Annotated in this window: 17 protein-coding genes; 4 read left to right on the top strand and 13 right to left on the bottom strand. The window is 64.7% G+C overall.

What is annotated here, in order from left to right; genetic code table 11:
* The first annotated feature begins 7 nt into the window (after positions 1 to 7).
* Positions 8 to 937, top strand: coding sequence for a lipid A biosynthesis lauroyl acyltransferase (locus D5400_RS09155; RefSeq protein ID WP_126009734.1), 930 nt, complete (start codon positions 8 to 10; stop codon positions 935 to 937).
* Here the strand turns inward: D5400_RS09155 and cbiB are convergent.
* Genes cbiB through cobA form a run of 4 tightly spaced genes read right to left on the bottom strand, consistent with a single transcriptional unit; the run spans position 921 to position 5,093 of the window.
* A complete protein-coding gene (gene cbiB / locus D5400_RS09150; protein ID WP_126009733.1) occupies positions 921 to 1,907 on the bottom strand; it encodes an adenosylcobinamide-phosphate synthase CbiB in 987 nt (328 codons plus the stop codon). The two genes, D5400_RS09155 and cbiB, sit on opposite strands and share 17 nt — an antisense overlap.
* Before the next feature lie 6 nt (positions 1,908 to 1,913).
* Positions 1,914 to 2,939, bottom strand: a complete 1,026-nt coding sequence (gene cobD / locus D5400_RS09145) for a threonine-phosphate decarboxylase CobD (RefSeq protein WP_126009732.1) — start codon at positions 2,937 to 2,939, stop codon at positions 1,914 to 1,916.
* On the bottom strand, positions 2,936 to 4,237 hold the full coding sequence (locus tag D5400_RS09140; protein WP_126009731.1) for a cobyrinic acid a,c-diamide synthase CobB: 1,302 nt from the start codon (positions 4,235 to 4,237) through the stop codon (positions 2,936 to 2,938). Before D5400_RS09140 ends, cobD begins: the two co-directional genes overlap by 4 nt.
* 1 nt (position 4,238) lies before the next feature.
* A complete protein-coding gene (cobA, locus tag D5400_RS09135; RefSeq protein WP_245451492.1) occupies positions 4,239 to 5,093 on the bottom strand; it encodes a uroporphyrinogen-III C-methyltransferase in 855 nt (284 codons plus the stop codon).
* A gap of 47 nt (positions 5,094 to 5,140) precedes the next feature.
* On the opposite strand from cobA, the gene D5400_RS09130 reads away from it, so the two are divergent.
* Together D5400_RS09130 and D5400_RS09125 are read left to right on the top strand one after the other, a co-directional pair.
* Positions 5,141 to 6,262, top strand: a complete 1,122-nt coding sequence (locus tag D5400_RS09130; protein WP_126009730.1) for a cobalt-precorrin-5B (C(1))-methyltransferase — start codon at positions 5,141 to 5,143, stop codon at positions 6,260 to 6,262.
* Positions 6,246 to 7,013, top strand: coding sequence for a cobalt-precorrin-6A reductase (locus D5400_RS09125; RefSeq protein WP_245451491.1), 768 nt, complete (start codon positions 6,246 to 6,248; stop codon positions 7,011 to 7,013). Before D5400_RS09130 ends, D5400_RS09125 begins: the two co-directional genes overlap by 17 nt.
* Here D5400_RS09125 and cobM read toward each other — a convergent pair.
* The 7 genes from cobM to D5400_RS09090 all read right to left on the bottom strand — a co-directional run bounded on the left by cobM (position 7,008) and on the right by D5400_RS09090 (position 15,189).
* Positions 7,008 to 7,787: a precorrin-4 C(11)-methyltransferase gene (gene cobM, locus D5400_RS09120; protein ID WP_126009728.1), complete on the bottom strand. Its 780-nt coding sequence runs from the start codon at positions 7,785 to 7,787 to the stop codon at positions 7,008 to 7,010. The genes D5400_RS09125 and cobM overlap by 6 nt on opposite strands.
* Complete coding sequence (cobJ, locus tag D5400_RS09115) at positions 7,784 to 9,607, bottom strand: precorrin-3B C(17)-methyltransferase (protein WP_126009727.1); 1,824 nt, start codon at positions 9,605 to 9,607, stop codon at positions 7,784 to 7,786. The genes cobM and cobJ overlap by 4 nt, the downstream gene beginning before the upstream one ends.
* The gene (cobI, locus tag D5400_RS09110) at positions 9,604 to 10,332 is read right to left on the bottom strand and encodes a precorrin-2 C(20)-methyltransferase (protein ID WP_126009726.1); all 729 of its coding nucleotides are present in this window, start codon (positions 10,330 to 10,332) and stop codon (positions 9,604 to 9,606) included. The genes cobJ and cobI overlap by 4 nt, the downstream gene beginning before the upstream one ends.
* Positions 10,329 to 11,603 (bottom strand): precorrin-6y C5,15-methyltransferase (decarboxylating) subunit CbiE, encoded by a 1,275-nt coding sequence (gene cbiE / locus D5400_RS09105; protein WP_126009725.1) that lies wholly within the window; start codon positions 11,601 to 11,603, stop codon positions 10,329 to 10,331. Before cbiE ends, cobI begins: the two co-directional genes overlap by 4 nt.
* Positions 11,600 to 12,274: a precorrin-8X methylmutase gene (locus D5400_RS21520; protein WP_245451541.1), complete on the bottom strand. Its 675-nt coding sequence runs from the start codon at positions 12,272 to 12,274 to the stop codon at positions 11,600 to 11,602. Before D5400_RS21520 ends, cbiE begins: the two co-directional genes overlap by 4 nt.
* Before the next feature lie 941 nt (positions 12,275 to 13,215).
* On the bottom strand, positions 13,216 to 14,505 hold the full coding sequence (locus tag D5400_RS09095) for a sirohydrochlorin chelatase (RefSeq protein ID WP_126009724.1): 1,290 nt from the start codon (positions 14,503 to 14,505) through the stop codon (positions 13,216 to 13,218).
* Between the two features lie 207 nt (positions 14,506 to 14,712).
* Positions 14,713 to 15,189 (bottom strand): tellurite resistance TerB family protein, encoded by a 477-nt coding sequence (locus D5400_RS09090; protein ID WP_164527835.1) that lies wholly within the window; start codon positions 15,187 to 15,189, stop codon positions 14,713 to 14,715.
* 166 nt (positions 15,190 to 15,355) lie between these two features.
* Here D5400_RS09090 and D5400_RS09085 point away from each other — a divergent pair, with 166 nt between their 5' ends.
* Positions 15,356 to 16,141 (top strand): TSUP family transporter, encoded by a 786-nt coding sequence (locus D5400_RS09085; RefSeq protein ID WP_245451490.1) that lies wholly within the window; start codon positions 15,356 to 15,358, stop codon positions 16,139 to 16,141.
* A 61-nt stretch (positions 16,142 to 16,202) separates the two neighbouring features.
* Here the strand turns inward: D5400_RS09085 and D5400_RS09080 are convergent, their stop codons facing one another.
* Positions 16,203 to 17,360, bottom strand: a complete 1,158-nt coding sequence (locus D5400_RS09080; RefSeq protein ID WP_205665546.1) for a PQQ-dependent sugar dehydrogenase — start codon at positions 17,358 to 17,360, stop codon at positions 16,203 to 16,205.
* A 108-nt stretch (positions 17,361 to 17,468) separates the two neighbouring features.
* A complete protein-coding gene (gene cobO, locus D5400_RS09075) occupies positions 17,469 to 18,107 on the bottom strand; it encodes a cob(I)yrinic acid a,c-diamide adenosyltransferase (RefSeq protein ID WP_126009721.1) in 639 nt (212 codons plus the stop codon).
* Positions 18,108 to 18,110 lie beyond the last annotated feature (3 nt).

Below are 18,110 nucleotides of genomic sequence, written 5' to 3'. Positions count from 1 at the left end.
CGCTCGCTTGAAGCTCTTCATCACCCGCATCGTTCTGGCGCTCAAGAAATTCGGCGACTGGGCAACGGCGCAGCTGATCTTCGGCCTGCTCGGGCTTCTGCAGATGCTGCCGACGGCGAAGGCGATCGATTTCGTCGACCGCATGGCCCGGCGCATCGGCCCGATGACCTCGCGCCACCAGCTTGCGATGGAAAATCTGCGCCGCGCCTACCCGGAAAAGACCGAAGCCGAACGCGAGGAGATCGCGCGCGACATGTGGGGCAACATGGCCCGCCTTGCCGCCGAATACGTGTTTCTCGACGATTTGTTCGACTACGACCCGAATGCGGGCAACACGGGCACCATCGAAGTTTCCGGCACGGACATCTTCCTGGACCTGCGCGACAATCCCCGCCCCTTCATCGTCTTCACCGCACATACGGGCAATTTCGAGCTCTTACCGATCGCGGCTTCGGCCTTCGATCTCGACGTGACGGCGCTCTTCCGGCCGCCGAACAATCGCTATGTCGCCGAGCGCGTCATGAAAGCGCGCCAAAGCCGCATGGGCAAGCTGGTCGCCTCTAACTCAGGCGCCGCCTGGACGCTGGCGCGCACGCTGGAAGAAGGCGGTGCTGTCGGCATGCTCGTCGACCAGAAGTTCCACAAGGGCGTCACCACGCAGTTCTTCGGCCTGCCGGTCAAGACCAACCCGCTGCTCGCCAAGCTGCAGCGGCAATATGATTGCGAGGTTTACCCCGCTCGCTCGATCCGCTTGCCGAACGGTCGGTTTCGCTTGGAAATCGAGCCGGCCGTCACGATCCCCAAGGACGCCAACGGCAATGTCGATGTCGCCGCCACCGCGCAGATGCTGAACGACAAGGTGGAGGCCTGGGTGCGTGAGTATCCCGGCCAGTGGCAGTGGTTTCACGATCGCTGGGCGATCAAGCACGAATTGTAAGCGCGGCAAGCACTGTCAGAACGAGCAGCGCCGAGCACGCGGCGCCGTAAATGCGGATTGCACGATCGATATCGGCCATCGAGCACATCCGGCCGGCGGCATTGAGCATGGGCTCGGCGACACGCTCGCCGCCATAGATCCGGGGCCCGGCAAGCGCGACATCGAGCGCACCCGCCATCGCCGATTCCGGCCAGCCGGCATTGGGCGAGCGGTGCAGCCCGTGATCCATCAGCGCAACTTTCAGCGCGCGCCGCGCCGCACCCAAACCCACTTGGACTAAGGCGCCGGCGGCGATCAATGCGGCTGAGAGCCGCGCTGCCGGCCAGTTCGCCCAATCGTCGGCTATTGCGGAGGCGCGGCCGAAATCGATGTGGCGGGCGGAGCGATGACCGATCATGCTGTCGGCCGTGTTCAGCATCTTGTAGGCGAATATCCCCGGCAGGCCGAGCAGCGCATACCAGAAGGCCGGCGCAACAGTGCCATCGGAGAAGTTCTCAGCAAGGCTCTCGATAGCCGCACGGGCAACGCCATTCTCGTCGAGCGTCGCCGGATTTCGCCCGACGATCATGGAAACCGCAAAACGCGCGCCCTCGAGACCGCCAGTGCGATAGCCGATCGCAACCGCCTGGACATGATCCGAGAGGCTCTTTTGCGCGAGAAGCACCGCAACGACGATCAATTCGAGCAGCACGCCGACGAAGCTGGCATGCGCGAACATCAGCGACAGTGTGGCGCCTACGACGACTGAAGCAGCCAACAGCGTCCCGATGACGAGCCGGCCCGCGAGGCGACGTGACGCAGGCCTCGCCCCCTCGCGATTGAAACGCTTGTCTGCAAAACCGATCGCCTTGCCGAAGATCACGACCGGATGCGGCAAGCGCCGCCACAGCCAGTCGGGGTCGCCGACGATGCGATCGAGAAGGAGTGCTGCGGCAAGGATGAGCAGTTGCCGTTCGAGATCGATGATCATGTCCGGTCAGGATCTCGGTATGGCAGGAAATTTGGAAAGCGCATCGACAAGACGCTGAGCCTCGGAGGCATCCTTCGCCAGCCCGAATCGAAGCCAGTGGCGCGGATAGTCGAAAGCGCGAACGAGGACATGCTGACGGCAGAGATGCGCGTAGATCTCCGAGGCGGCAGGATGCTGGACGAGCAGGAACAGCCCGCCATCGCCGATGATGGGAAGACCAGTCCGGTCGAGGACATCTCGCGTTTCTCGGTGTCGAACTCGGATTGCCTCGCGCACCGCCGCGACCTTGACGCGATCTGGCATCAGATCGGCAGCGATGGAGAGCGCCGGACCCGACACGGGCCAGGGCCCCATTATCGTTTCCATCGCCACAAGGTGCCGTTCGGACGCGATCGCGAAGCCAAGGCGCAAACCAGCCAGGCCGAAGAATTTGCCGAAGGAGCGCAGCACGATCAGATTGTCGCGCGATCCGGCATCGCCAGCCACGCTTTCGATCGGGTCGGTATCGGCGAAAGCCTCGTCGACGACCAGCGTGCAACCCCGCGCGGCCAGCCGGTCGGCAGCGGCAAGAATATCCGCCCGCGACAGAAGCCGCCCATCCGGATTGTTGGGATTGACGACGACGATCACATCCGCGTCCGCTTCCAGCGCATCATCGGCCGGCAGTTCGTCCACCTGCCAGCCGCTCGCGTGAAACACGCGGGCATATTCGTTATAGGTCGGCGCGGCGACGACCATGCGCCGACCACCAGCCAGAAGGCGCGAAAGCATCTGGATCGCGGCCTGCGTTCCGGGCACCGGCAAGGGCTGCGGATGATCGTCCGGCACACCGTAATGCAAGGCAGCAGCGGCGCGCGCGGATGCCGTGAGATCGGCATCCGGAAGGCGCTGCCAGATATCGCCAGGGGGCCAGGAAAATTCCGCCGGCTGCGGATTGATGCCGGTGGAAAGATCCAGCCAGTCGCGCGGCTGGCCGCCGAACAGTCTGCAGGCAGCGGCAAGCCCGCCGCCATGGCGCGGCAAAGCACTCATGCGTCACCCGCAAGATCGATCAGGTGCATGAAGGAGCCGGCCACGCGCCCACGCCGCAATCCCACCTGTCCAAGATCGGCGCCGAGCGCGTCTGTCGCTGTGAAGAGCCGGTCGCCCTCCTCCCGCACGATCGTCGCATAGTGAAACTCATGCGCGGTCAGGCGTGTAGTGAAGGGCGCGCCCGCAAGCGGCGTCAGCACGCGGTAGCCGAGATGGCGCCGTCGCTCCGCAAAGCTCGTCACCAGCGACAGCATGCCGAGCATGGGATGCGCGACGCCGTGGGCATCGATGAGGCCGTCGCCCAGAACCATGTAGCCACCGCATTCTCCAAAGATCGCCGCGCCCCGGTCTCGCGCGGCAATCATTCCGTTACGAAATTGCGTCGCCGCAGCGAGCTCCCCCGCATGCAGCTCGGGATAACCGCCCGGCAGGCAGATGGCGTCGCAATCGGCCGGCGGCGCTTCGTCGGCGAGTGGCGAGAAAAACGAGATCTCCGCGCCGCGCCGCCGCCAGCCGAAGAGCATGTGCGTATAGGCAAAAGCAAAGGCGATATCTTGCGCGACGGCGATGCGCTGGCCCGGTGGCGGCAGGCGAAGAATATTGGCCTCGCTTTCCGGCTGCCGGAAAAGGCCTGCTGCGCGCAGCACGGCATCAAGATCGACGCCGGTCGAAACCGCATCTCCGGCGCGCTCGATGAAGCCTTCGAGCGCCTCGTGCTCCTGCGCCTGGACAAGGCCGAGATGCCGCTCGGGCAGTTTCAACGCCGGATCGCGCATCAAAATACCGAACACGGAAATGCCCGCGCAGCCGAGCGCATCCCGCAGCATCGCCGCATGGCGCTCGCTCGCGACATTGTTGAGGATCACGCCGGCGATCATCACACCCGCGTCGAAGCCGGCAAAGCCTCGCACGAGGGCGGCGATGGAATGCGACATCTTCGATGCGTCGACGACGAAGACGACCGGCAGCCGCATCAGCCGCACGAGATCGCCGGACGAGCCCCGGCCGTCTGCGGCGGCGTCGAAGAGCCCCATCATCGCTTCCACGACGAAGAGCTTCCCGCCCGCCATCTGCAGGCTGGCATTGGCAAGCATGAGTTCCGGCCGCATGGCCCAGGGGTCGTAGTTGAAGCAGGCGGAACCGGCAGCCGCCGCATGAAATGCCGGGTCGATATAATCCGGCCCGGCCTTGCCCGGCGCAAGCGCAATGCCGCGCCGATTCAAAGCACGCAGGAGCCCGAGCGTGACAGTCGTCTTGCCCTGCCCCGAACTCGGTGCTGCGATCAGGAACCCAGCCATCTCAACCGGCGTCCCGTTTCTGGTCGCTGCGGTCGCCCATCGGGTCTGCGGTCAGCGTCTTGCCCTGAAGCGCGCCCAGCCAGTCGAGACCTGCGCGCAGGCGAACCACTTCGCCGAGGACGACGATTGCCGGCGGCGCGAGCCCGGCATCCTCAAGCGCCGGAAGCGCCTGCCCGAGCGTGGTGACGAGAACGCGCTGCTCGGCCGTTGCGGCGTTGCAGACGAACGCCATAGGCTCGTCTGCGCGGCGACCGGCTTCCAAAAGCTTTTCCACGATGACGCCGATATGCTTCATCGCCATGTACATGACGAGCACCGGCGATCCCTTGGCGACAGCGTTCCAGTCGATCCGGTCCGGCACGAGGCCGGAGGAGTCATGGCCGGTGAGAAAGGTCACCGTGTGGTTCGTCTCGCGGTGGGTCACGGGAATGCCCGCATAGGCCAGACCGCCTATGCCCGACGTGATGCCCGGCACGATGCGGAACGGGATCTGTTGTTCGACCAGCGTCAGCGCCTCTTCCCCGCCGCGCCCGAAGACGAACGGATCGCCGCCTTTCAATCTCAGCACCCGCCGCCCGGCGCGCGCCAGTTCGACCAGCCTGAGCGAGATGTCCCGCTGCTTCGGCGAAGGCTTTCCCCCGCGCTTGCCGGCAAAGATCATCTCGGCACCCGGCCGTGCCCATTGCAGGCACGTTTCATCCACCAGCGCATCATGCACGACCACATCGGCCTGCATCAGCGCATGGACTGCAAGCATCGACATCAGGCCGGGATCGCCCGGGCCTGCGCCGACAAGCCAGACATGACCCGGCAGAAGCTCGGGCAGGCCGGCAAAGGGCGATGGTGATTGCCTCAACGGCCGGTCTCCTTTCCTCGTGCCGGGCGCTCGCCTATAAGCGAGCCATGGTCGACGACGCTACAGCCCGCGGCAAAAGAAGCAAGCCAGCCGGCGACGGCGGGACAGCGCCTTTGCGACGTGGCTGGACGACGGGTGCCTGCGCCACCGCCGCGACGAAGGCGGCGCTGACCGCGCTCCTCACCGGCACATTTCCAGATCCCGTGACGATCCGCCTTCCAAAGGGTGAAGAACCCGCCTTCCCGCTCGCTGTCGAGAGTCTCGGCGACGGCGTTGCGTCCGCTGGCATCGTCAAGGACGCGGGCGACGATCCGGATGTGACCCATGGCGCGACCGTGATCGCGTCGGTCCGCTTTCTCCCCCAAGGCGCCGGCATCGTCTTTCGTGCCGGTTCGGGCGTCGGCATGGTCATGAAGGCCGGCCTGCCTGTGCCTGTCGGCGAAGCGGCGATCAACCCGGTCCCCCGCGCCATGATGCGGGCGGAAATCGAGGCTCTCTGCGCCAAACACGGATACGCGCCGGATGTGGAGGTTACGATCTCCGTACCCGGCGGCGAGGCAATTGCTGAAAAGACCTGGAACCCGCGCCTCGGCATCGTCGGCGGGCTTTCGATCCTCGGCACGACGGGTATCGTCCATCCCTTTTCCTGCTCCGCCTGGATCCACTCCATCCATCGCGGCGTGGATGTCGCGCGCGCCGAGGGGCTGACCCATGTGATCGCGGCGACCGGTTCGACCTCGGAAGCCGCCGCTCAGACAATCTATGGACTGCCCGAGATCGCGCTGATCGACATGGGCGACTTTGCGGGCGGCCTGCTCAAATATCTGCGCGTGCACCCGATCGAGCGACTGACGATCGCCGGCGGTTTCGCCAAGCTGACGAAGCTCGCGCAAGGTGCGCTGGATCTGCATTCGGCGCGCAGCCAGGTCGACATGGCATTCCTCGCCGATCTTGCGGGACATGCGGACGCCGAACTTCGCGAGCGGATTCTGAATGCCAATACGGCGCTGGAAGTGTTTGAATTGACCCGGGCTTCCGGCATCGATCTTGCTCCGATGATTGCCGCGCGCGCCCGCCAAACGGCCATTGAAACCTTGCGCGGCGCGGCGGTGAATGTCGAGATTATCGTCACCGATCGCCAGGGAGACATCCTTGCGCGCAGCGCCTGAAACGATCCTGATCCTCGGCGGGACGCGCGAAGCGGCCGAGATTGCGGCAAGGCTCGCCGAGAGCCGCAAGGCCCGCATCGTCACTTCGCTTGCCGGCAGGACGCGCGAACCGAAACCGCTTGCCGGCGAAACCCGGATCGGCGGCTTCGGCGGCGCGGACGGTCTTGCGGCATATCTCAAGGACAATGCCGTCGACCTCCTGATCGACGCGACCCATCCCTTCGCCGGCACGATCTCGGCCAATGCGCGGCAAGCTGCGGCGCTCTTCGCCATCCCGCTCATCAGCCTTGCACGACCCGCCTGGGACGCTGCCGACGGCGATCGCTGGAAGCGCGTCGCGACCATCGCAGATGCCGTTGCCGCCATCCCGAAGGATGCAACGGTGCTTCTGGCACTCGGCCGCCAGCACATTGCACCCTTTGCCGGCCGCGCCGACGTGACCTTCGTCATCCGCATGGTGGACGAACCCGAGGCCGACCTGCCCTTTGCGCGTTTTGTGCTCGTGCTCGGCAAACCCGATCTCGACGTTGCAGCCGAGGAGTCGATGCTGGTCGCCCATGGCATCGACACGATCGTCTGCCGCAACTCCGGAGGCCGGGGCGCATATGCCAAGATCGAAGCCGCCCGTCGGCTCGGCCTCCCCTTGCTCATGATCGACCGTCCGCCGAACCTGGTTGGCCTGCACAGCTATGCGTCCGTCGAGGCGCTGCTCGGAGCGGAACTTTTGCGCGGGCTTGCCGACCCTTCATGAAGTCGCCCGCTGCTTCTTGCCGCGATTGCGCAGCACATGCGCGTAATCGGCGTCGTACAGTGCGGAATCCCGGAACTCCACCTCGCCGAACACCTTGCCGACCATGACGAGCGCCGTCCTGGTGATCTTTGCCTCGCGCACCGCATCCTTCATGCCGGAAAGCGTGGTGCGGATATAAAGCTCGTCCGGCCAGGTGGCGCGGTAGGCGATCACGACCGGGCAATCCGCGCCATAATAGGGCTCCAGCGCCTCACGGATATAGACGAGGTTGCGGATCGAGAGATGGATGGCGAGCGTGGCGCCGGAGCGGCCGAGGATTTCCAGTTGCTCGCCCTCCGGCATGGCGGAGGCCTTCATGCCGGTGCGGGTAACGATCACCGTCTGGGCGATTTCCGGCAGCGTCAGTTCCGTCTTCAGCTTTGCGGCGGCAGCGGCGAAGGCCGGAACGCCGGGCACGATCTCGTAGTCGATGCCGAGTGCATCAAGCCGGCGCATCTGTTCGGCAACGGCGCCGTAGATCGACGGGTCGCCGGAATGAACACGCGCGACATCCTCGCCTCGCCCGTTAGCGGCCTCGATCTCGGCAATGATCTCATCGAGATGCATCGGCGCCGTATCCATGACGCGCGCACCCTCCGGTGCGGCCTTCACGATCTCCTCCGGCACCAGCGAGCCGGCATAGAGGCAGACGGGGCAGCGCTCGATGAGCCTGAGCCCCCGCACGGTGATGAGATCCGGTGCGCCCGGCCCGGCTCCGATGAAATAGACCGTCATGAGGATGATTCCATCGCTGTTCCCGCCTTTCCGGCGTAGCCGCGCGGCGTGTAGACCCACAGGCGCCCGTCGCCCGTTTTGACCGTTCGGGTTTCCGACGAGCCGACGATCACCACCGTCAACATGTCGACATCGTCGATCTGAAGCTCCGCGAGCGGCACGACCCGCACGGTTTCGCCCTCGCGCCCGAGATTGGTGGCGAGCACCACGGGTGTATCCGCCGGCCGATGTCGCAGCAGCACGTCGCGGGCATGCGCAAGCTGCGTGCGCCGGCGCTTCGAGACCGGATTGTAGAAGGCGATCACGAAATCACCCTCCGCCGCTGCCTTCACGCGCCGCTGGATGTCTGCCCAGGGCGTCAGAAGATCCGACAGCGAAATCGTGCAGAAATCATGCCCGAGCGGCGCACCGACGCGCGCGGCTGCCGCCTGCAGAGCGGAAATACCCGGCGACACGACGATCTCGATCCGCCGCGCCGCATCCGTCAGCCCCGCCTCACCGCCGGCCTTGTCCAGAAGCTCGAAGGCAAGCGTCGCCATCGCGTAGATGCCGGCATCGCCCGAACAGACGAGCGCAACGGTCCGCCCGGTGCTAGCAAGCTCCATCGCATGGCGCACGCGCAGTTCCTCCGCGCCGAGATCGAAATCATGCCGCACCTTGCCATCTGCGAGGCGCCCAAGCAGGTCGATATAGAGGCCGTAGCCGACAAGATCGGTCGACTGCTCCACCATGCCGCTCACTTCCGGCGAGCGCCACGCGTCGCTGCCGGGCCCGATGCCGACGATGAAGAGCGTACCCCGCGCCCGCCCGATCGTTTCGGCGTCCAGAGGGGCGATCGCCCGCCCGATGGCGGCCGTGACGGCGCGGGTCTTGCGCTTCGGGACGATGAGCGCGCCTTCCGGACCCACAGCTGCGAGCGCCGCGCCTTCGGCCACGCCGTGACAGCCGACTTCCGCAAAGACGATATCGGATGGATTTTCGAGCCGATGCGCTTCGGCTTCGAGCGTCGCCGCATCGAAAAAGCGCGCCGGCACGCCGAAATGCGCGGCGACGGCGTGGATTGCGGTCTCATCCGCCTTGAGATCGAGCGAGACCACAGCCGCGAGACTTGCGGGAGCAAGGCCAGCAGACGCGAGCGCCTCTTCGGCAAGGGCGGTGGCTTCAGCAGCGGACGCACCGCGCTCGCAACCCATGCCGAAAACGAGCGTCGCAGGGTGATAGACGAGTTCGCTCTGTCCCGGAGCCTTTGCCGCGTCTGTGACCGTCAGCGTGACCGCACCACCGGCGTCGATGGGCAGACGGCTTTCCTCAAGCCACGCAGCCTGCCCTTTAAGGCGCACGGATGCACCAGCAACGAGATCGGCCATCACCCCGCGCGCGTCTTGCGGGTTCGCCAAACGGTATCCCGCGGGCGGATCGTCGAGCGCCACGCCGAAGCGCAGGTCGCCGGCAGTCGAGATCGCCGCATGGGCCGAGAGTGCGGCCGCAATCGCGCGGGCGAGATCGTTCGCGCCATGATGCCCACCGAGCAGCGGCACGACGCTTGCGCCATCTTCGGAAACGGCGACGACCGGCGGCTCGCCATGCTTGTCGGCAAGATGCGGTGCCAGAAGCCGGATAATCGCACCACTCGCCATCACTGCGACAATCGGGAGGCCCTCCCGATAGAGCGCTCCGAAGTGGGCACCCGTATCATCGAACGGCACGTCGACGCCCTCCACCCGGCGTGCAAGCCCATGCACCTCGCCGCCGACCGCGGCGGCGACCCGCTGCGCCAGGGGCACCGCATGGGTCGACAGGATGACGATCGCCGGCTTCATCGTCTCACTCCCGTGAGATCGGCAATCCAGTCTTCCGCACCCTTGTAGACGAGGATCATCGAGAAATAAGGCGCGGCATCCTCGGCGACTGCGCGAAGCGGCAGCACGCGCTCGGATGCAAGCGTCACGCGTTCGAGATAGAGGCTCGCAGCCTCCAGATTCAATGTTTGAAGCAAATGCCTGATCCGGTTGAAATGGCGGCCGATCTTGATGATCGCAAGCGCGTCTGCGGTCTCTATCCGTGCTCGAAGCGCGGCATCGTCGAGCGGCGCCGGCAAGACCGTCAGCACGTCGTTGCGTGCGGCAAGCGGCCGGCCGGCAGCGGCAGCTGCCGCCACCATGGAGGAGACGCCGGGCACGATCTCGGTCCGGTGCGCTCCGGCGAGCCGCTCGAAGAGATACATGAAGGACCCGTAGAAGAACGGATCGCCTTCGCAGAGCACCGCGACATCGTCGCCCGCGGAAAGAGCCGCACCGATCTCGGCGGCCGCCTTGTCGTAGACCGCGCGGGCCGGGAAACGCTCCACGCGCATCGGCACGATGATCGGGATTTCGCGCTGCTCAGGTTTCAGGAACCCAGCGACGATCGAGCGTGCGAAGCTCTCGCCGCTGTCCGGCGCAGGATAGGCGACGACGGGCGCCGATGTGAGGACGCGATACGCCTTCAGTGTCAGGAGTTCAGGGTCGCCGGGGCCGACGCCGAGCCCATAGAGCGTGCCGCTCATCGCTGCCCTCCCCCTGAACCGTCCGTTGCCTTCGTCACGGACCACAACGTCACCGGCATCAGCGGCTTCCACCCCATGAAACGGCCGACGGGCTCGGCCCGCGAGACGGCCATGCGCACGAGATTCCCGCCGAAGCGGGCGTGTAGATCAAGAAGCCGCGCCTCGCTTTCGAGCGTCACCGCACTCGCAACAAGCCGACCGTTGTCTTGAAGCGCTGCCCACGCCGTCTCGAACGTGCCCTCCGTCGAAATTCCGCCACCGATGAAGATAGCGTCGGGCTTGTCCAACCCGGCAAGCCCATCAGGCGCGCGGCCTTCAACGATTGTCAGGTGCGGCACGCCAAACGTCTCGGCATTGCTGCGTATCATGGCGAGCCGGCGCTCGACCGGCTCGATCGCAATTGCTCGCGCGAGCGGCGCAGCCCGCAGCCATTCGACGGCGATCGACCCGCATCCCGCGCCGACATCCCACAGCAGGCGACTGCCGCCTGGACGCAAATGCGCCAGCACGGCTGCCCGGATCTCGCGCTTGGTCATCTGGCCGTCATGTTCGAAGGCATCGTCGGGAAGACCGGACATCGCCCCATCGATCACCACGTCGGCATCGGCGATGCAGGTGATCGCCAGCGTGTTGAAGTCCGCGAAACGATAGCCATCGGCCCCGCTGGCATTCAGGTGAACGATACGCTCTTTCGGTCCGCCCAGATGCTCGAGCACCGTCAGCCGTGACGCACCATAGCCGGCACGGGTGAGAAGCGCCGCCGCCTCATGCACCGTCTGGCCATCGGAGGTGAGCGCCAGAATGCGCTGCCCGTCGGCCAGATGGGCGGCCAGGCGAGCGACAGGGCGTCCGTGCAGCGAGATGCAGGCGACATCCTGCAGCGGCCAGCCAAGCCGGGCAGCCGCCAGCGAAAACGCCGAGGACACGCCGACGATCGCCATTTCGGCAGGTGGGATATGACGTGCGAGCGTCGATCCGATGCCGAAATGCATCGGATCACCCGTTGCAAGGATGACGAGAGGAGAGCCGCGTCGGGCAAGGATGGCGACCATCGTCGGCTCGAAGCCAGCGCTCCAGTCGAGGACCGTCTTACCAGTGAGATCGACGCCCGACAGCGCGTCGAGCACGCGACGCGCGCCAAGAATCGCTTCCGCTCCGGCAATCGCCGCCAACGCCCTCGAAGAAAGGCCCGCCACACCCTCTTCACCGATCCCGATGATGGTGAGCCATGGCGTTGTCCTATCGGCAGGTTTTCCATCCGCTGCGCTCATCGACCGGCCTCCAGCGCGAGGGCATTGACGGCGGCCGAGGCCATGGCGCTGCCGCCACGCCGGCCGTGAACCGTGATGAACGGCACCCCGTGGGGTCGGCTTGCGAGCGCTTCCTTCGATTCCACAGCACCAACGAAACCGACCGGCATTCCGATGATGAGCGCCGGCTTCGGCGCACCCGCCTCGATCAGTTCCAGAAGCCGGAAGAGCGCGGTCGGCGCGTTGCCGATCGCGACGATCGCACCTTCCAGACGCGGCAGCCAGAGATCGACCTGTGCGGCCGACCGTGTCGTCCCCTGCTTCTTCGCCAGGGCGGGTACCGAGGGATCGTTGAGCAGGCAAAGCACCTCATTCTCGGCAGGGAGGCTCCGCGAGATGATGCCGTGACGCACCATTTCCACGTCGCACAGGATCGGCGCTCCCGCTCGAAGCGCAGCCCGCCCAGACGTCGCAGCATCGTTTGAAGCCGCGATACAGTCGACGAGATCGACCATGCCGCAGGCGTGAATCAATCTCACAGCAATCGCGTGCAAATCGCTGGACAGCTTCGAGAAATCGGCCTCGGCCTCGATCGTTACGAAGGAGCGGCGATAGATTTCGTCGGGATCACGGACATAGTCGAGGGGCTGCGAATCTGATGTGGCGTTGGCCGATCTCGGCGCATTGGCGATCGGCGCTGTCGCGACTTGAGGCAGCGCCCGAGCGACCGAAGTCGACCCGGCACGCGCGAATGTCGATCCGACGATCCAGCCCTCCTCTGAGAGAACCGCAGCGCGATCAATTTCGGAAAGGCTGTCGGGTGCGGCAAGGTGCGGCTTTAGCGCGTCCTCGGCGTCGAGCGATGCGAAGGTTTCAACCACGGTGCGCACCTGCGCTGCGTCCAGGCAGGGCTCATCTGGCCTTTGGGTGATGGGCAGAAGCGAAGGATAGATTTCGGTGATGACAATCGGTGCATCCAGGTCGTGCGCAAAGCCGGTCTCGAAGGGCCAGACCCTGATCTTGCCGGCAAGGTCGGGATGCCGCCGCAGGCGTTCCAGCCCCGCAATGCCGACAAGGCTCTGGCTGCCGACGGCGCCAGCGCCGGCGAGCTGCCACAGCGTCTTTGCGCCCGGCAGATGCCGCTCGATCACGCGCCGCTCGGAAATGCTCCCGGCCTGAAAGCCTGCCTTCGTCCGCGAAAGTCCGACATGCTCGGTCTTCGTTCCGTTGCCCCAGAACCGCACGCCGTGTTCCGGCAGAAGCCTGCCGTTGAGACGTGCCGCCACCGCAAGCCGGTTGGAGCCATTGTCGGGGCCATCGATGATCGCATCAGCGAGATGCGCCCAGATCGCGTCCCAGCGCGGGCTCCCAGTCAACTGTTCGGCGGTGCCCTGCGGATAGCCAAAGGCGAAATCGAAGCCGGCCATCAGGCGCAGCCCCGACGTCGCGCAGTCCCGCATGGTCTCCGCAATGCGTTCAAGCGCAGCGTGCCGCGTCGGCAGATTGTTGTTCCAGAGAAGCGTGAAGCCGCCTCCCTCGCGCACGCCATAGGCGATCCAGATCGAATCCTTGCCGAGCCTCGGCACGCCTGCTGCCGACCAGTCGGCCATCAGATAGGCATCGAAGAGCGGCATCAGCGACCGCCCGTCCCCTTCGGCTTCTCCATGGAGCGCGGCCCCAGCGGATGATCCGCATGGGGATAGGGATGGTGATGATGCGCATGCCCGTGGCCATGATCGTGGTCGTGGTCGTGGTCGTGAGAATGGTCATGGCTGTGATCGTGCTCAGACCCATGATGATGATGATGATCATGGTCGTGACCATGATGGTGATGGTGATGATGCTCGTGATCGTGGTGATGGTGGCCGTGCTCATGGACGTGCCCGACAGGCTCCAGAGCGGCCGGTTGCGCATGGCTGTGCACCGGTGTGAACGGCAGGCCGTGGATGCGGCAGAATTCCGGATCGCGGCATGACGCGTCGCAGTCGCCCTTGCAGGGGCAGTTTTCAAGCCCACCGCCAATGCCTTCCACATGGTGGTGGTGGCTCTCCTGCGGCAGGCCGACTTCCGCTTCGAAGCCCAGCACCTGCTCGCGATATTTGCACATCTGGCAATTCATCAGCGCCTGGCCGTCGAGGATTTCCTGAACGCGGTCCTGGAACGTGTCGAGCACGAGCGGGTGGTCGTTCAGATAGGACGCCTTGACGAACTGGATGTCCGGATGCCGTTCCGCAACCGCATCCGTGTAGCTGTAGATCCGCTTCACGAGCACGCCGGTGAAGAGGAAGTAGGGAAAAACGACGATGCGGCGGTAGCCGAGCCGAGCCGCGTGATCGAGGCCGGGCTCCACGAGCGGAAACGTAACGCCCGAATAGCAGGTCTCGCCCCAGCCGAAGCCCATGCCCTCCCAGATCATGCGCATCACCTTGGTGACGTTGGAATTGGCATCAGGATCGGAAGCGCCGCGGCCGACGACCATCAGCAGCGTCTCATGGCGATCGACTGGTCCATGGGCGGCATCCGCCTCGGCAATGGCTTCTGCGATCCTGTCGCCCGCAGCCCGGATCATCTTAAGATCGACCCCGAGCTCGCGCCCATAATGGATGACGACGTCGCGATGCTCCGCCTGATAGGTGTTGAGCACGGAGGGAATGTCATTCTTGGCGTGGCCGGCCGCAAACAGCATGCCGGGCACGGCGAGAATCTTTGTTGCCCCTTGAGCGCGCAGCGAATCAAGCCCGGCCGAGATCACCGGATTGCAAAATTCGAGATAGCCGTATTCGACCGGCACGCCCGGATAGCGCGCGCGCAGACCCTCCGCGACCGTGGAGAATTCCCGCGCCGCATTCTGGTTTCGGCTGCCATGGCCGCAGACCATGATGCCGATCGTTTCTTTGGACGGGTCAGCGCGTAAGGCGGTCATGGGCGGCGGCTCTCGGTTGGAACGCGAATCCGCACGCAACGCCCGCTGCACCGGATGAGGGTGCGGTCTGAAGCTCTGACAGCTTCCGGAATCGACCCCGGATTTCGGTCGGTCTCACCGGATTTTCTCTCAGCCCGCATCCATCGATCGGGCGCCATCGTGCCCCGCGAAGCTAGTCGAGCGCACCTTCCCGGTCAAACGAAAGGCTCAGGCTTTCCGGTGATTTTGTGCAGGTGCCGGCTGCCATTCCTGCGACGAGAGACCGAGGGCCGTCCGGGCATCTGAAATGAATATCTGCGCTTGGCGGTTGAATACGCCGGGCTCCGCCTCTCCATCGCCAGGCACGGACGCGATCTCCGTCATGAGGTCGACGAGACGCCGCCGCTGCTCCATCGGCAATTGGCTCAGCGAGGCGATGTGCGCTTCCGCGTCGTCGCGCCGCTGCCATCGCTCCAGATAGCTGTGCAGCGCTGTCATCTCTTCGGACAGAACGCCGAACTGCCGGCCGCAGATGTCGGAGAAGACGTTCATTTCCTTCTCGCGCACGATCCCGTCCGCCAGGATGGTGCGAAACAGCAGGAGCATCTGCGCCACGATCTGCGGTTTGGGATCGAGCCTGCGAGCGAGTCGATTGCGCCGGCGGCGATGGGTCAGCGCAACTCCCAGATTGCGGAGCAGTTTCATGATCGACCGCGGCCGCCTGCAAAAGCGATCGCGCCCCAATGCGCCGCCACAAACGAACCGGCCTGCGCGCACAAGCCGATTCGGGGCATGCAGACCGACGACACCATTGCCGCCGCGTCCAGGCTCTGCCATAGGCGATCAAAACACACGGGCGCGGCATTCTCCATTGGAAGACATCTTATCCACAGCGACGTTGATCCTCGTGCTCGCCGCATTCCTTGCAGGTTTCATCGATGCCATCGCGGGCGGTGGCGGGCTGATCACCGTGCCGGCCTTGCTGCTGGCGGGCGTTCCGCCGGTTGAATCGCTCGGCACGAACAAGCTGCAATCGCTGTTCGGCTCGGCTTCCGCGACGATCGCCTACTCGAAGAAAGGCCATGTCGACCTGAAGAAGCAGTGGCGTTGGGCGGTCTATTCGTTCGTCGGCGCTTGCGCAGGCGCGCTTCTGGCAACCGTGATGCCCGGAATCGTGCTTGCAACGCTGCTGCCGGTACTGCTGATCCTGATCGCGCTGTACTTCGCCTTCAAGCCGGATCTCAACGACGTCGATCGTGCCGAACGCATGCGCCCAGCTCTCTTCGGCGTGCTTCTCGTTCCGCTGATCGGCTTTTATGACGGCCTGTTTGGACCGGGGACCGGATCGTTCTTCATGCTCGCCTTCGTGGCGCTCGCCGGCTTCGGCGTCCTGAAGGCGACGGCCCACACCAAGCTCTTGAACTTCGCATCCAATCTCGGCGGCTTCGTCGTCTTCGCCCTGATGGGCGTGGTCCATTGGAAGATCGGGCTTTTGATGGGTGTGGCGCAGTTTGCGGGTGCGCGGGTGGGCGCGGGTCTCGCGATGAAGAACGGGGCGAAGCTGATCCGCCCGCTTCTGGTACTTGTGTGCATCGCGCTTGCCGTGCGCCTGCTGATGGATGCCGACCATCCGATCCGGGCGTTGATCGGCTATTGAAATAAGAAGTGCCACCACGCGGACGCGGTGGCACTGATGCTCGGTATTTGCCGTCAGACGATCAGTCGGCAGGCGAAATGCGCAGGATCTGCCCGTTGGCTTCGTCGGTCAGCACATAGATCGACCCATCCGACCCTTCGGCGACGTCACGAATACGCAGGCCCAGATCTTCCAGGTAGCGCGCCTCTTCCGTGGCCGTGTCGCCATCGACAGCGACATGGACGAGCGCCGTCGAGGCCAGACCGCCGACGAAGATGTCGCCCTGCCAGTCAGGGAAGGCGTCGCCCTGATAGAAGATCATGCCGGAGGGCGCAATGACCGGCGTCCAGGTCAGGATCGCATCGGTCACACCTTCCATCGTCGCTTCACCTTCATTGATCGGATCGCCCGAATATTCGACGCCTTCGGTCACCAGCGGCCAACCATAATTGTTGCCGGCCTCGATGATGTTCAGTTCGTCGCCGCCACGCGGGCCATGTTCGATCTCCCAAAGCACGCCGGTTTCGGGGTTGAGCGCTGCGGCCTGCACGTTGCGGTTGCCATAGGAGAAGATTTCCGGAAGCGCTTCGGCCTGATCGACAAACGGGTTGTCCTCCGGCACGCTGCCATCGGTGTTGATGCGCACGACCTTGCCGAGATGGCTGTCGAGATCCTGCGCCTGGCCGCGGAACTCCGCGTCGGATCGTTCGCCGAGCGTGACGTAGAGCAGGCCGTCATTGTCGAAGACCAGACGCGAGCCGTAATGCGCGGTGCTCGGCAGCTTCGGCTGCTGCGAGAAGATGACCTCGCCTTCCTCGAGCGCAGTGCCGTCATCAGACAGACGCGCCTTGAAGACGGCAGTCGAGTTGGTGCCGTCGGGGCCAGGCTCCGCAAAGCTCAGATAGATCAACCGGTTCTCGTCGAAGGCGGGATCGAGCGCAACATCGAGCAAACCGCCCTGGCCGCGGGCATCCACTTCCGGCGCGCCCGAAATCGGCTCCGACGGCGCCCCATCGGCACCGATCAGAAGAAGGTTGCCTTCCTTTTCGGTGACGAGCCAGGTGTCGTCCGGCAACTGAACCATGCCCCACGGCTGACCGAAGCCCGATGCAACCGTTTCGACCTGGATCGAGCCATTGCCCGTGTAATAGGTCTCGTTCACTTGCGCCCAGACCGGAGCGGCGAAAGCGAGAGCCGTCGAAGCTGCGATGGCGCGGATATAGGTGGAACTTTTCATCATCTTCCTCGTCACGATTGAAGTCGAGAACGCAACCGTGACATGCGCCGACCCGTTCCGTGAAAAAGACGACGACGGTTTCACATCTACGTGAAGTGAGGGAACAAACGCTCAGAACTCGATGCCGACCTGCGCTTTGACGCCGGATCGGAACGGGTGCTTGATCATTTCCATTTCGGTGACGAGATCGGCAAATTCGATCAGTTCGTCCTTGGCGTTCCGTCCGGTGATGATCACGTGCTTCATCTCAGGCTTCGCCTTGAGCACGTCGATGATCTCATCGAGCGGGAGATAATCGTAGCGCAGCACGATGTTGAGCTCGTCGCATAAGACCATCTGATGCTCGTCGTCGAGGATCATCGCCTTCGCCTTTTCCCATGCCGCCTGGGCGGCCGCGATGTCGCGTGCGCGGTCCTGCGTTTCCCAGGTGAAGCCCTCGCCCATAGTGGCGAGCGTCACCTGCTCGGGGAACTTGTCGAGCACGTTGCGCTCGCCCGTTCCCCACTTGCCTTTGACGAACTGCACGACGCCGACCTTCATGCCGTTGCCGAGCGCGCGGAAGACGAGGCCGAATGCGGCCGTCGACTTGCCCTTGCCCTTGCCGGTGTGGACGATCGTCAGCCCCTTCTCGATCGTCTTGGTGGCGATGATCTTGTCGCGCGCGGCCTTCTTCTTCTTCATCTTCTCCGCGTGGCGCGCATTGAGCTCTTCTTCGCTCAAACTGGCCAGCTTCTCGGACTTTTCAGCCATCTT

This window comes from Georhizobium profundi (assembly GCF_003952725.1).
Lineage (GTDB): Bacteria > Pseudomonadota > Alphaproteobacteria > Rhizobiales > Rhizobiaceae > Georhizobium > Georhizobium profundi.
This window is presented reverse-complemented; position numbering and strand designations above follow the sequence as displayed.

Coding starts and splice junctions, on each gene's coding strand:
- cbiB (WP_126009733.1), bottom strand. CDS start 1,907: ATGATCATCGATCTCGAACGGCAACTGCTCATCCTTGCCGCAGCACTC.
- cobD (WP_126009732.1), bottom strand. CDS start 2,939: ATGAGTGCTTTGCCGCGCCATGGCGGCGGGCTTGCCGCTGCCTGCAGA.
- D5400_RS09140 (WP_126009731.1), bottom strand. CDS start 4,237: ATGGCTGGGTTCCTGATCGCAGCACCGAGTTCGGGGCAGGGCAAGACG.
- D5400_RS09130 (WP_126009730.1), top strand. CDS start 5,141: ATGGTCGACGACGCTACAGCCCGCGGCAAAAGAAGCAAGCCAGCCGGC.
- cobM (WP_126009728.1), bottom strand. CDS start 7,787: ATGACGGTCTATTTCATCGGAGCCGGGCCGGGCGCACCGGATCTCATC.
- cobJ (WP_126009727.1), bottom strand. CDS start 9,607: ATGAAGCCGGCGATCGTCATCCTGTCGACCCATGCGGTGCCCCTGGCG.
- cobI (WP_126009726.1), bottom strand. CDS start 10,332: ATGAGCGGCACGCTCTATGGGCTCGGCGTCGGCCCCGGCGACCCTGAA.
- cbiE (WP_126009725.1), bottom strand. CDS start 11,603: ATGAGCGCAGCGGATGGAAAACCTGCCGATAGGACAACGCCATGGCTC.
- D5400_RS09095 (WP_126009724.1), bottom strand. CDS start 14,505: ATGACCGCCTTACGCGCTGACCCGTCCAAAGAAACGATCGGCATCATG.
- D5400_RS09090 (WP_164527835.1), bottom strand. CDS start 15,189: ATGAAACTGCTCCGCAATCTGGGAGTTGCGCTGACCCATCGCCGCCGG.
- D5400_RS09080 (WP_205665546.1), bottom strand. CDS start 17,360: ATGATGAAAAGTTCCACCTATATCCGCGCCATCGCAGCTTCGACGGCT.
- cobO (WP_126009721.1), bottom strand. CDS start 18,107: ATGGCTGAAAAGTCCGAGAAGCTGGCCAGTTTGAGCGAAGAAGAGCTC.